This window comes from Curtobacterium sp. MCSS17_006 (assembly GCF_003234215.1).
Classification (GTDB): Bacteria; Actinomycetota; Actinomycetes; order Actinomycetales; family Microbacteriaceae; genus Curtobacterium; species Curtobacterium flaccumfaciens.
The window spans coordinates 151,722-164,222 of sequence record NZ_QKSO01000009.1 but is presented as its reverse complement, the minus strand read 5'-3'; the positions used below and the strand labels follow the sequence as shown (position 1 = coordinate 164,222).

Annotated in this window: 10 protein-coding genes and 1 tRNA gene; 10 read left to right on the top strand and 1 reads right to left on the bottom strand. The window is 70.1% G+C overall.

Features of this window, described 5'->3' with window-relative positions; all coding sequences use genetic code 11:
* The first annotated feature begins 288 nt into the window (after positions 1 to 288).
* The 9 genes from DEJ21_RS10755 (at position 289) to DEJ21_RS10715 (ending at position 10,423) form a co-directional block, all read left to right on the top strand.
* The gene (locus DEJ21_RS10755) at positions 289 to 1,920 is read left to right on the top strand and encodes an ABC transporter substrate-binding protein (RefSeq protein WP_111224576.1); all 1,632 of its coding nucleotides are present in this window, start codon (positions 289 to 291) and stop codon (positions 1,918 to 1,920) included.
* A gap of 84 nt (positions 1,921 to 2,004) precedes the next feature.
* Positions 2,005 to 3,102 (top strand): ABC transporter permease, encoded by a 1,098-nt coding sequence (locus DEJ21_RS10750; RefSeq protein ID WP_111224575.1) that lies wholly within the window; start codon positions 2,005 to 2,007, stop codon positions 3,100 to 3,102.
* A 2-nt stretch (positions 3,103 to 3,104) separates the two neighbouring features.
* Positions 3,105 to 4,130, top strand: a complete 1,026-nt coding sequence (locus DEJ21_RS10745; RefSeq protein ID WP_111224574.1) for an ABC transporter permease — start codon at positions 3,105 to 3,107, stop codon at positions 4,128 to 4,130.
* On the top strand, positions 4,127 to 5,824 hold the full coding sequence (locus tag DEJ21_RS10740) for an ABC transporter ATP-binding protein (protein ID WP_110864663.1): 1,698 nt from the start codon (positions 4,127 to 4,129) through the stop codon (positions 5,822 to 5,824). Before DEJ21_RS10745 ends, DEJ21_RS10740 begins: the two co-directional genes overlap by 4 nt.
* A 148-nt stretch (positions 5,825 to 5,972) precedes the next feature.
* On the top strand, positions 5,973 to 6,902 hold the full coding sequence (locus DEJ21_RS10735; RefSeq protein ID WP_111224573.1) for an ATP-binding cassette domain-containing protein: 930 nt from the start codon (positions 5,973 to 5,975) through the stop codon (positions 6,900 to 6,902).
* Positions 6,899 to 7,909: a D-isomer specific 2-hydroxyacid dehydrogenase family protein gene (locus tag DEJ21_RS10730; protein WP_258375006.1), complete on the top strand. Its 1,011-nt coding sequence runs from the start codon at positions 6,899 to 6,901 to the stop codon at positions 7,907 to 7,909. Before DEJ21_RS10735 ends, DEJ21_RS10730 begins: the two co-directional genes overlap by 4 nt.
* Before the next feature lie 115 nt (positions 7,910 to 8,024).
* A tRNA-Asn gene (locus tag DEJ21_RS10725) sits at positions 8,025 to 8,097 on the top strand.
* 86 nt (positions 8,098 to 8,183) lie between these two features.
* Entirely contained in the window at positions 8,184 to 9,716 is a 1,533-nt protein-coding gene (locus DEJ21_RS10720) for a hypothetical protein (RefSeq protein WP_111224572.1), read from the top strand.
* Positions 9,717 to 9,850: 134 nt separating this feature from the next.
* The gene (locus tag DEJ21_RS10715) at positions 9,851 to 10,423 is read left to right on the top strand and encodes a pentapeptide repeat-containing protein (protein WP_220036572.1); all 573 of its coding nucleotides are present in this window, start codon (positions 9,851 to 9,853) and stop codon (positions 10,421 to 10,423) included.
* Positions 10,424 to 10,436: 13 nt separating this feature from the next.
* On the opposite strand, the gene DEJ21_RS10710 is transcribed toward DEJ21_RS10715, so the two are convergent.
* Positions 10,437 to 11,939 carry a glycosyltransferase family 39 protein gene (locus DEJ21_RS10710; protein WP_181435849.1) on the bottom strand — a complete coding sequence of 501 codons (1,503 nt, stop codon included), beginning with the start codon at positions 11,937 to 11,939 and terminating at the stop codon, positions 10,437 to 10,439.
* Positions 11,940 to 11,991: 52 nt separating this feature from the next.
* Between DEJ21_RS10710 and DEJ21_RS10705 the strand changes: the two genes are divergently transcribed.
* Complete coding sequence (locus tag DEJ21_RS10705) at positions 11,992 to 12,480, top strand: hypothetical protein (protein ID WP_111224569.1); 489 nt, start codon at positions 11,992 to 11,994, stop codon at positions 12,478 to 12,480.
* Positions 12,481 to 12,501 lie beyond the last annotated feature (21 nt).

The window sequence follows — 12,501 nt, the reverse complement described above, 5'->3', positions numbered from 1 at the left end:
CCTCCCGGCCGGGCGGGCGTGATCGCACGAACCGTCGCTCGACAGGCGCTCGCGAGCGCCAGACCGCCCCGGTTGCACCACGCAACTTTCGTGCGTGACGCGCCGCTCGGCTCCGGCGGAATCATGCATCACGCGGCGGGCTCGTGCATTACAGCGGTGTAAACAAATCGCCCTCGGCTCGTTGGGTTCCGTGACAGGGTGGTACCAATGAGCGTTCCTGACCGGGCACACAGACGTTCCACCTCCGGCTCAGGGCCCTTGCATTCATCTTCAAGAGAGGCATCGAACATGGCATCCGTGTTCAAGAAGCACACAGGCACGTGGGGCAGGCGCGGCATCGCGCTCGGCGCCGGAGCAGCAGCGACGGCGCTGGTGCTGACCGGCTGCGCGAGCAGCAGCGTGAGCGACACCGAACTGAACGGCATGAGCATCGGGACGACGGACAAGGTGACGTCGCTCGACCCCGCCGGTTCCTACGACAACGGCTCCTTCGCCGTGCAGAACCAGGTGTTCCCGTTCCTGATGAACACGCCCGTGGGCAGCCCGGACGTCGAGCCGGACATCGCCACGAAGGCGGAGTTCACCGACCCGACCACTTACGAGGTCACCCTCAAGGACGGGCTCGAGTTCGCGAACGGCAACGAGCTCACGTCGAGTGACGTGAAGTTCTCGTTCGACCGTGAACTGAAGATCAACAACGAGAACGGCCCGCAGTCGCTGCTGGCCAACCTCAAGAGCATCGACACCCCGGACGACACGACCGTGGTGTTCAACCTCGACCACGCCGACCAGACCTGGCCGCAGGTGCTCTCGAGCCCCGCCGGCCCGATCGTCGACGAGGACGTGTTCTCGGCCACCGAGCTCACCAGCGCCGACGACATCGTCAAGGGCAAGGCGTTCGCCGGGCAGTACGAGATCACCTCGTACAAGGAGAACGAGACGATCCAGTACAAGGCGAACAAGGCGTACGACGGCCTCCTCGGCAAGGCGAAGACCGACGAGGTCACCGCCAGCTACTACACCAAGGAGACCGACCTCAAGCTCGCCGTGCAGAAGGGCGACGTCGACGTGGCGTACCGCTCGCTGACCCCGACCGACATCGCGGACCTCCGCAAGGACGACTCGCTGAAGGTCACCGACGGCCCCGGTGGCGAGATCCGCTACGTGGTGTTCAACCTCGACACGCAGCCCTTCGGCGCGAAGACGGACGACGCCGACGAGGCCAAGGCCCTCGCGGTCCGTCAGGCCGTGGCCGACGTCGTCGACCGCTCGGCGATCGCCGAAGAGGTCTACAACGACACCTACTCGCCGCTCTACTCGATGGTGCCGGACGGCCTCACGGGTGCGGCGAAGCCGTTCGAGGAGATGTACGGGGACGGCGACGGCGGCCCGGACGTCGACAAGGCGAAGAAGACCCTGTCCGACGCCGGTGTCACGGGGAAGGTCTCGATCGACCTGCAGTACTCGCCCGACCACTACGGCTCCACCTCGGACGACGAGTACGCGGCCCTGAAGACCCAGCTCGAGAACTCGGGCCTGTTCACCGTGAACCTGCAGTCCACGGTCTGGACGACCTACTCCGAGGAGCGCGTGAACGACGCCTACCCGGTGTACCAGCTCGGCTGGTTCCCGGACTTCTCGGACGCCGACAACTACCTGTCGCCGTTCTTCTCGAAGGACAACTTCGTCCAGAACCACTACGACGACGCCGAGATCCAGGACCTCATCGCCGCCGAGCAGCAGGAGTCCGACGCGGACAAGCGCGCCGACCTCATCGAGCAGGTGCAGGAGCGTGAGGCCACCCAGATCTCGACGCTCCCGCTGCTGCAGGGCAAGTCGGTGGCGGTCGCATCGAAGGACGTCAAGGGCCTGACCCTCGACTCCTCGTACAAGTTCCGTTACGCCACGCTCAGCAAGTAACACCAAGCCCCACGTGCCGGCCGCGGGCGTTCCCACGAGGAACGCCCGCGTGCCTGTGCAACGGCGACGAAAGGCACCCACCCCGTGACCCTCAGCACCCCCGAGGCGATCGAGACCGAACCCACCAAGCCCCAGGCACAGCGACGTGCCGGCGGCGGTGGCGGCGGACTCGGCCGGTACATCCTCGTCAGATTCCTCCTCATCATCCCGACCGTCTTCATCCTGGTGACGCTCGTGTTCTTCCTGATGCGCGTGATCGGGAACCCGATCACCGCGTCCGTCGGCGGACGGCTCACCCCGGACCAGCTCCAGGAACGCCTCGCCGCCGCCGGGTACGACCGCCCGGTGCTCGTGCAGTACTTCGAGTACCTCGGCAACATCCTGCGCGGCGACTTCGGCACGACGTCGACCGACAACCGGCCGATCACCGAGGTCATCGTCACGTACGGCGGCGCGACCGCGGAGCTCGTGTTCTACGCGCTCATCGTCGCGCTGGTGATCGGCATCCCGCTCGGCATGATCGCCGCCTACGTGCGCGACAAGTGGCCGGACGTGCTCTTCCGTGCGCTGGCGATCCTCACCTACGCGACGCCGGTGTTCTTCGGCGGGCTGCTGCTCAAGCTCGTGTTCTCGGTGTGGCTCGACTGGCTGCCGCTCGGCGACCGAGCCTCGACGCGGGTCTCGTTGATCCTCGACAACATCCCGGGGGCGAGCGGCATCTACATCGTCGACGCGCTCCGCACCGGCAACGCCCAGGTCATCGGAGACGTGCTCCAGCACGCCGTCCTGCCCGCGCTGACGCTCGGTCTGCTGACCGCCGGCATCTTCCTGCGCCTGGTGCGCGCGAACATGATCGGCTCGCTCGGCTCCGAGTACGTCGACGCCGCCCGGTCGCGCGGCGTGCGCGAGTCGCGGTTGGTGCGGACCCACGCGTTCCGTCCGGCGCTCGTCCCGATCATCACCGTGATGGGGCTGCAGATCGCGATGCTCCTGGGCGGCTCGGTGCTCACCGAGACGACGTTCGGGTGGCGTGGCCTCGGCTTCGAACTCAACCAGTACCTGTCGGCCCGAGACTTCGTCGCGGTGCAGGGCATCGTCGCGATGCTGGCGGTGATCGTAGCGGTGACCAACTTCGTCGTCGACGTCGTCGCCGCACTGATCGACCCGAGAGTGAGGTTCTGACGATGGCCGACACCACCCTCGTCGACCGCCACGAGCCGCTGTGGAAGCGGCTCCCCGTGGTGGTCCAGCTCCGCAAGAGCACCGGCTGGCAGCGCGCCATGCTCATCGTCGGCGTGGTCATCTGCGCCCTCTACCTGCTGATCGCGGTGTTCGCCCCGCTCCTCGCCCCGTACGGCTTCGGCCAGCTGCAGGGCGCGGACGGCGAGAGCTTCCCGCGCACCGGCGCCCCGAGTGCCGAACACATCTGGGGCACGACGGTCGGCGGCTTCGACGTCTTCAGCCGCGTGCTCTACGGCGCCCGCACGGCCGTGCTCGTCGTGATCGTCGCGGTGATCGTCTCGATCACCGTCGGCGTCCTGCTCGGCATGGTCTCGGGCTACCTCGGCGGCTGGCTCGACCGTCTCCTGGTGGTCGTGGCCGACGCCGTCTACGCGTTCCCGTCGCTGCTGCTCGCGATCATCGTGTCGATCGTCATCTCCGGCGGCAACTCGAGCTACTCGGGTGGCATCATCGCGGCGGCGATCTCGATCACCGTCGTCTACGTGCCGCAGTACTTCCGCGTGGTCCGTGCCGAGGCCGTCCGGCTGAAGAACGACGCGTTCGTCGAGTCAGCGCGCGTGATGGGCACGAACCCGTGGCGCATCATGACGCGGCACGTCCTGCGGAACTCGACGCGCTCCCTGCCGCTCATCCTGACGCTGAACGCCAGCGACGCGATCCTGACCCTGGCCGGTCTCGGATTCCTCGGGTTCGGCATCGGCCCGACGTCCGGAGCCGAGTGGGGCTACGACCTGAGCCGTGCGCTCTCGGACGTCGCGAGCGGCGTCTGGTGGACCGGTGTCTACCCGGGTGTCGCGATCGTGGTGCTCGTGCTCGGCGTGACCTTCATCGGCGAGAGCCTGAACGACATCTCCGATCCCCGCCTGCGTGCACGCCGACGCCTGAAGCAGCTCGTGTCGACGCGCGACTCGCGCAACCCCGAGGCACCGCGCACCGCCGGGAACGACACGGAAGGGACGGGCGCATGACGCCGACCACCCGCCTGCAACCGGGCGACACCACCACCGAGCCGGTCGTCGTCGTCGACGACCTGACCGTCACCTTCGCGACCGACGGCGGCGCCGTCGACGCGGTCAAGGGCGTCAGCCTCGACGTCCGCCCCGGCGAGGTCCTCGCCCTGGTCGGCGAGTCCGGCTCGGGCAAGTCCGTCACGGCCCGCAGCATGCTGCGGCTCATGCCGGAGACGGCGACACTCGGCGGTGCGGTGCTGCTCGACGGCACCGACGTCGTGTCGGTCGGCTCGCAGAAGCTCCGCGAGCTCCGTGGGACGGCCGGGGCGATGGTGTTCCAGGAGCCGTCGACCGCGCTCAACCCGGTCTTCACCGTCGGGTGGCAGATCGCCGAGGGGCTCCGCGCCCACGGCGGTGTGTCCAAGAAGGAAGCACGGGCGAAGGCCATCGACTACCTCGGTCGCGTCGGCATCCCGGACCCCGAGACCCGCGTCGACCACTACCCGCACCAGTTCTCCGGCGGGCAGAAGCAGCGCGTGGTCATCGCGAGCGCACTGGCCCTCGAGCCGAGCGTCATCATCGCGGACGAGCCGACGACGGCACTCGACGTCACGGTGCAGGCCGAGATCCTCGACCTGCTACGCCGCTGCCGCGACGAGTTCGGCACCGCGATCGTCGTCATCACGCACAACATGGGCGTCGTCGCCGACCTGGCCGACCGCGTCGCCGTGATGTACCAGGGCGAGATCGTCGAAGAGGCCACGGCGACGGCACTGTTCGCGACGCCGCAGGCCGACTACACCAAGCGGCTGCTCGCGGCGGTGCCCCGGCTCGAGGCGTCCACCGGGGTGGCCCGGCGCGCCGCGATCTCCGAGGACGTCACCCCGCTGGTGGAGGCGAAGGGGCTCGAGATCGAGTACCCCGGCCGGCTCGGCTCGCCCGCGTTCAAGGCGGTCAAGGGCGTCGACCTGGCGATCCGTCCGGGCGAGGTCCTCGGCCTGGTGGGGGAGTCCGGCTCGGGCAAGACCACCATCGGCCGGGCCATGGCGGGCCTGACGAAGGTCACCGGCGGCTCGCTCAAGGTGCTCGGCGCCGAGATGCTCGGGTACCGCGAACGCGACTTCAAGCACCTGCGCAAGGACATCGGGTTCGTGTTCCAGGACCCGGCGACCTCGTTCAACCCGCTGCTGACGATCGCCGAGTGCGTCGCCGAGCCGCTGGTCGTGCACAAGGAGGTCTCGAGCCCCCGTGCCGCGCGCAAGCGGGTGGACGAGCTGCTCGAGGCCGTGCAGCTGCCGGCCGCCTACGGCGACCGCTACCCGCACGAGCTCTCCGGCGGGCAGCGCCAGCGCGCATCGCTCGCCCGGTCGCTCGCGCTCCGGCCGAAGCTGCTCATCGCCGACGAGCCGACGAGTGCGTTGGACGTCTCCGTGCAGGCCCGCGTGCTCGAGCTCTTCCTCGAGCTGCAGCAGGACCTCGGCTTCGCCTCGCTGTTCATCAGCCACGACCTCGCGGTCGTCGGCGCGCTGTCCGACCGGATCGCGGTGCTGTACCGCGGCGACCTGGTCGAAACAGGCACGACGGCGCAGGTCCTCGGCGCGCCGCAGCACCCCTACACGCAGCGGCTCCTCGCGTCGCTGCCGGTGCCGGACCCAGCCGAGCAGGCGGAGCGACGGCGTACGCTGGAGCGACTGGAGAACGTCGGGTCCTGACCCGACGTGACCCGCCCTGGAGGCCCGGCCAGCGTCGTCGACGCACGCCGGGCCTCCAGGGCGGTCGTCTCCACTGCTGCACGCACGACGGACCTGCCAGGGCGGCCCGTCGCGAACCGCCGCCAGGGGGCGGCGTGGAAGGGGACCCATGATCGCGGTCAACGGACCGGCGGTCGTCGCGGACGACGTGTCGATCGAGTACCGGGGCGGACGCGGGGGCGAGCCCATCCGGGCCGTCGACGGCGTGAGCCTCACGGTCCGGCAGGGGGAGATCCTCGCCCTGCTCGGTGAGTCGGGATCGGGCAAGTCGACCTTCGCCGCCGCCATCGCCGGCCAGCTCGGATCCCACGGCGAGGGCGAGGGCGCCCTCCGTCGGCACATCGTCGGCGGCGAGCTGACCGTGCTCGGCCAGAAGACCCGGGGCCTCCGTCCCTCGTCGCGCAAGCTCGAACGGCTGAGCGGCCGGATCGGGTACCTGCCGCAGGACGGCGCCGACCGGCTCAGCCCGGACCTGACCGTCGGCGAGGCCGTCGCCGAACCGATCTACGCCCGCGACCGCCGGTTCGACCGGCGCGAGGCCGGGCTCATCGTGGCCCGACTGCTCGACGCCGTGCACCTGCCGCTCGGGGCGATGCGGCTGAACACGTGGGAGCTCTCGAGTGGTCAGCGCCAGCGTGTCGCCCTGGCGAAGGCGCTCGTGCTCGAGCCCCAGCTCCTGGTCGCGGACGAACCAGCACGCGGCGTCGACGTGCTCGTGCGGCAGTCCGTGCTCGAGGCCCTGGCGACCCTGCAGCGCGGCCGGCAGTTCTCTGCCGTCGTCGTGTCCAGCGACCTGCGCGAGGCCCGCGCCCTCGCCGACCGCGTCGCCGTGATGGCCGATGCCCGGCTCGTCGGGCTCGGCACCTTCGACGAGGTCCTCGACAACCCCGTCGACCCCTACGTGAAGACCCTCGCCTCGACCGCGGCCCGCGGCGTGAAGCGTCGGCCGGCATCGACGACGGCCCGCCGTTCGTCCGCGCCGCGTCGTCCGCTCGCCGCCGGCACCGGCCCGCGCACCGACCGTCAGGAGAACGCGTGAGCACCACCGACCAGGGCCCCCGCGGCCACCGCGCCGTCGTCCCCACGTCAGGTGCACCGCTGCCGATCGACGCCCCGGAGCCCGGGCCGGTCGCCGTGCTGCCGGAGCCGACGGACCTGCACGTGGACGCCGTGACCGAGGCCGGCGGCACCGTCGCGCCGCTCGACGCCGACACCCGCGGGATCGTCTGGCTCGACCCCCGCGACCCGGCCGGCCTCGCCGACGCGCTGTCCTCGGCGCCGGGGGTGGGCTGGGTGCAGCTGCCGTTCGCCGGCGTCGACGCCTTCGCGCACCTGATCCAGGAACACGGCGACCGCGTGCTGTTCACCTCGGCCAAGGGTGCCTACGCGGAGCCGGTCGCCGAACACGCGCTCGCGTTGACCCTCGGCACGCTCCGGGTCCTGCAGAAGCGCGCTCGTGCGTCGTCGTGGGCGACCGAGCCCGAGGGTGTCTCGCTGTACGGGCGGAACGTCGTCGTGATCGGTGCCGGCGGGATCGCCCTCGAGTACCTCCGGCTGCTCGCGCCGTTCGACGTCGACGTCACGGTCGTGCGCCGCTCGCCCGAGCCCGTGCCCGGAGCCGCGCGGACCGTCACCACCGACGAGCTCGACCGGGTCCTGCCCGACGCCGACGTCGTGATGATCGCAGCGGCGATGACCTCGGGCACCGCGAAGCTCTTCGGTGAGGAGCAGTTCCGGATCATGAAGCCGTCCGCCCGGCTCGTGAACATCGCCCGCGGCGGACTCGTCGACACCGACGCGCTGGTCGCCGCCCTGCGGACGGGGGAGATCGCCGCGGTCGGCCTCGACGTCACCGAGCCCGAGCCGCTGCCCGACGGGCACCCGCTCTGGTCGGAGCCCGGTGCGGTCATCACCCCGCACCAGGCCGACACCCCGGAGATGGTCGCACCCCTGCTCGCCGAGCGCGTCCGGCTCAACGCCGCGGCGTTCCTCGGGGGCGACGGCGGGGGCTTCGTCGGCGTCGTCGACCCGGTCGCCGGCTACTGACACGGGGGCCTCGAAGCGCGGCGCGCCCGGGCGGCGTGTCCGATGCGGTGGAGGGCCTCGGCGTCCTGCTATGCTGTTACCCGTTGTTCGCACGTCATTCGCCAGCGGACAGTGATCCTCGATAGCTCAATTGGCAGAGCAGCCGGCTGTTAACCGGCAGGTTGTTGGTTCGAGTCCAACTCGGGGAGCGACAGGTCCTCATCCCTTCGGGGTGGGGATCTTTTGCGTTGCTGTCGTCGTGCGCGTTCGGTGCTCCCTGTACGATCGTTCCGTCATGACGAACACTCGGGAGTCCCGCCGCGGACGTTCGGAGCGAACGGAGCGGCGGTCCGTCGTGCAGGCGGTGGACGTCGCACTGTCGTCACGAGCGTCGTTCGTGGTGGTGCTGACGGTCTTCGTCGTCATGGGGTTCGCCTTCGCCGGGTGGTTCCACGTCCACGTGGCCGCGGCCCCGGACGAGCGAGGGCACGTCTGGAACATCCTGCTCTACGCCGAGCGCCCCGTGCTCGCGGGCCCCTACCTGCAGCAGGTCGACCCGTCGCAGCTCTGGATGGGCGAGCTCGTCCGGTCGCCGCTGTACCTGTACCACTACCTGATGTCGTTTCCCGCGCGCGGAGCACTCGCGATCGGGCTCGACTACGAGGAAGTCGTCTTCGTTCTCCGTGCCGTGGACGTGCTGTGGGCAGCTTCGGGGCTCATCGCGCTCCGGTCGCTGTTCCAGCACGCTCGCGTCCCCGCGTCGATCGGGCTGCTCGCGATCGTGGCGACGGCGTTCACGGGGCGGTTCACCTGGCAGGCCGCGTCGGTGAGCTACGACGCCCCGGCCATGGCAGCGCTCTTCGTGTTCGCCGCCGTCGCGGTCCGTTTCGTCCGCGGTGGGGGACTGCGCACGCTGGCCTGGATGGCCGTCGCAGCGCTGTTCGCCCTCCTGATGAAGTACTCGCAGGCGCCGTTCGTGCTCGCGGGAGGGTTCTTCGCCATCCTGCTGCGGTACCGCGCCGCCGGCTGGTCGTGGTTGCGGCACCCGGTGCAGCGATCCGTCGGGGGACTCCGCGCGCGACCCGGGCAGTCGATCGTGCTGCTCGTGATCGGCGGTGTGCTGACCGCTCTCGCGATCGAGCGCTTCGGTCTGAACCTGTTGCAGTTCCACGCGGTGAACCCCGCCTGTACTGCCCTGCACAGTCGTGCCGATTGCATGGACTACGCGATCTTCCGCCGGAACTACGCCGCTTCCCGCGCCCACGACCTGGCCGAGGTGAACGGAACGCTGCCGGCATTCGCGCCGCTGTCCTTCCTGTGGTCATGGGTGACGATCTACTTCCAGTCACTGTTCTTCTTCTGGGGCGCCTCGTTCCCGTGGCGTCCGAACCCGTCGGTCGTCGTGTTCGGAGCCTCGAGCGCCGTCGTCGGCATCGGGATCGCGCTGACGCAGGCCCGACGGATCCTGCACGATGCGGCGCTCACCTGGTGCGCCGCGGTCGCGGCGACCTACACGTTCGCCGTCCTCTGCTTCAACGCCGCCACGATGGTCAACTTGGGGGAGTCGTACGCGTTCTCCGGTCGCTACCTGTTGCCAGCGATGCCGTTGGCCGTGGTCGTCGTCCTGGTCGGTGTCCGGACGTGGCTCCGACGTCTCCGACCGCGAACGCGTTCCGTCGCGACGGCCGTGGTCGGCGTGGTGCTCGCCGCGCTCTTCGTGTTGTACAACCCGCTGAGCGCGTTCTTCCCCTACGCACACTCCGCCGCGTGGTACTCCGATTGGGGGCTCGACGTCCTGCCGAGATGGCTGACCGGGGTCGAGTCGTGAGCGCGTCCCGTCGCGCCCGTGAGGTGAGCGTCGGAGTCGCCTCAGCTGCCTTCGTCGTGGTGATCGGTGTCGCAGCCTTCCTCAGGCCGGGCGACGACGGGGGTACGAGTCACGATGTCGACGGTTGTGCGGTGGTGTCCGAGCCGGGGCCGGCCACGGCGACGGCGTGCCCCGGAGCCGACCTGTCATCGGTCGATCTCTCGACGGCCGACCTCCGGCTCGCAGACCTGCGTGGTGCTGACCTGCGTGACGCAGACCTCTCCGAGACCGTGTTCTTCGGAGCCGACCTGCGCTCGACCGACCTGCGCGGCGCGGACCTCCGGGAGGCTGATCTGCACGCCGCCGATCTGCGCGGTGCTGATCTGCGCGGAGCCCGGCTCGCGGACGCTGATCTCTCCTCCGCCCGGATCGACGGTGCAGACGTCTCCGGTGCCGACCTGTCGGGCGCTCGGATCGAGCAGATGAGCGTCCGGGGCACAGCACTGGAACCCGGAGCGCTCTCGGTCCGGAGTACCGACGGCACAGCAGTCCGCGTCGTGCTCCGACTGGAACTGCCACTCGGACTGACTTCTCCGAACTGCAGTGACCGTGTGGTCACCGCGCCGGTCGGCACGACGACCGTCCGGTGCCAGGTCCGCACGGACGCACGACACGGCGGTCGTCTCGAGGCGCCGGTGGACGTCGTCGTCGCCGGACAGGACAGCTGAACGTCGATCGCGGTCAGCGAGCGTCGGGCTCGACCCTGAGTGTGCCGTCCCGGTTGTTGTCCTCGATGATGCCCTGTCGGGGCACGTAGACGTCGAGGTAGTCGAGCCGGAAGTGCTGGAGTTCTGCAGCGTGTTCGTCGAGGAACGTCCGGACCTGCTCGGGCATGGTCCGCCGGGTGTCCGAGCCGACGACGACGGCGTCGAACGGTCCGTTCTCCGGGCGCATGGAGCCACGGTCCCCGAAGTAGATGCGCCAGGTGTTGGCGCTGAACTGGCTGAAGAGGACGCCTTCGGAGTCGTGTCCGCGGACCTTCAGAGCATCCGAGAGCAGAGCGATCCCGCTCGGACGGGTCTGCACGACGGCGACGCCCAGCCGTGCGACGGGGATGAGCAGCGCGGCGACGAGCACTGCGGCCGTGATGCGTCCGAGGGGCGGCCGGACGGTCGCCAGTCGCCCGTACCCGATCGCCGCCAACGCGATGATGAACGGCATCCACGCGTCGTAGTAGTACGGCAGCGAGACGTTGGCGACGATGACGTAGAAGACGAGGAAGACACCGAGGGCGATGCCGAGGTACGCGACCAGGCGGTCCGGTCGGACGACGAGCGCGGCGACCACACCGATGGTCAGGACGGTGAGCAGCAACCAGCCCGTGCCGTCGGCGAGGAACGCGAAGTTCGCCCACCACGGTGCCGCCGGGTAGATCGTCCCGAGGATGGTCGTCGGGTGCCCGTGGGCGTTCTGCTGCGCCTGGAACCGGAGCATCTGCCCGATGGCCGCGAAGAGCCCGACCGGCAGGTAGACGACCACGAACACGACCACGAACGCGACGCCGCCGTACAGCGCACCGACCCCCAGGTCGCGCCACCGTCGGAACAGCAGGGGGAGTGCTCCCACGGCGAGGACGAGCACCGCCGTCGACACCTTCGAGGTCACGGACAGTGCGAGCAGCGCACCGGCTGCGGCCACCCACCACCGGTTGCCGGTCCGCATCCAGCGCCAGGCCGCGGCGAGCGAGGCGACGGCGAAGAAGACCATGAGGGGTTCGAGCATCGCGAACCGGTCGATGCGGACACCGATGACCGACCCGGCTTCCGCCCAGGACGAGCCCGAGCCACGCGGCGTCAGCCACCACATCGCCGCCGCGGTCAGGCCGGTCCAGAAGCCGACCTCGCGTCGCAGCCAGAGGAACAGGACGACACCCGTGCCGAGCATCGCGGTCGCAGCCACCAGCCTCGGTCCGAGCGGCCCCTGTCCCACCAGGAGCTGCGCCACGCCGTACACGTACTTCGCGAGCGGCGGGTGCTCGAGGTTGAGCGAGAAGTTCCCGTGCACGTAGGCCCAGCTCGCGCGGAGGTACACGAACTCGTCGTTCACGATGGTCGGACGGCCGAGGTGCCAGTAGGCGACGAACACAGCAGCCAGGGCGACGACCACGAGGGCCGTCGCACGGACGGGGCGGGAGTGCAGGCGGGGGATGAGGACCTCCAGGACAGGGCGATGCCGGACCATCATCGCAGGAGCCGCCGTACGGGTCATCCGCAGCGCTTGCTGTTAGCGTTCACAGGTGCACCGTTCCCGTTCGCCTCGACTCACGCTCCTCGGCGTCGTCGTCGCCGTGACGGCGGTGGTCACCGGCTGCAGCAGCGTCGGCCCGGACACCGACGCGTCCGAGGACCCGACGAGCTCGGACACCGGCCTGGGCTCGGGCGCGTCGCCCGTGGTCTTCGCGTTCGTCTGCGCCGCCGACGGATCGGACAGCGAGACCTACACCACCTACTCGGCGGTGTGGGAGGCCGAGCGCGCCGACTGCTCGGCGAAGCGCCTGACCGGGTCGGTGCCGTCGAGCCAGCAGCAGGCCGCGGTGGCGGCGGCGCGCGGTGACGCGACCCTGGTCGAGCTCGCGAGCACGTGCGCGGTCCGCGGCTCGGCGCCGTGGACGTCGGCGGTCGCCGACGCGCGTGGAGCGCACGTGGCCGCCGGGCTCCTGCGGTACTGCCCCGGGCACCCGGAGACCGACCGCCTGCGGGACGCACTGGCTGCCTACCGGGGCTGAGACGGGCCTCCAGGCCGACCG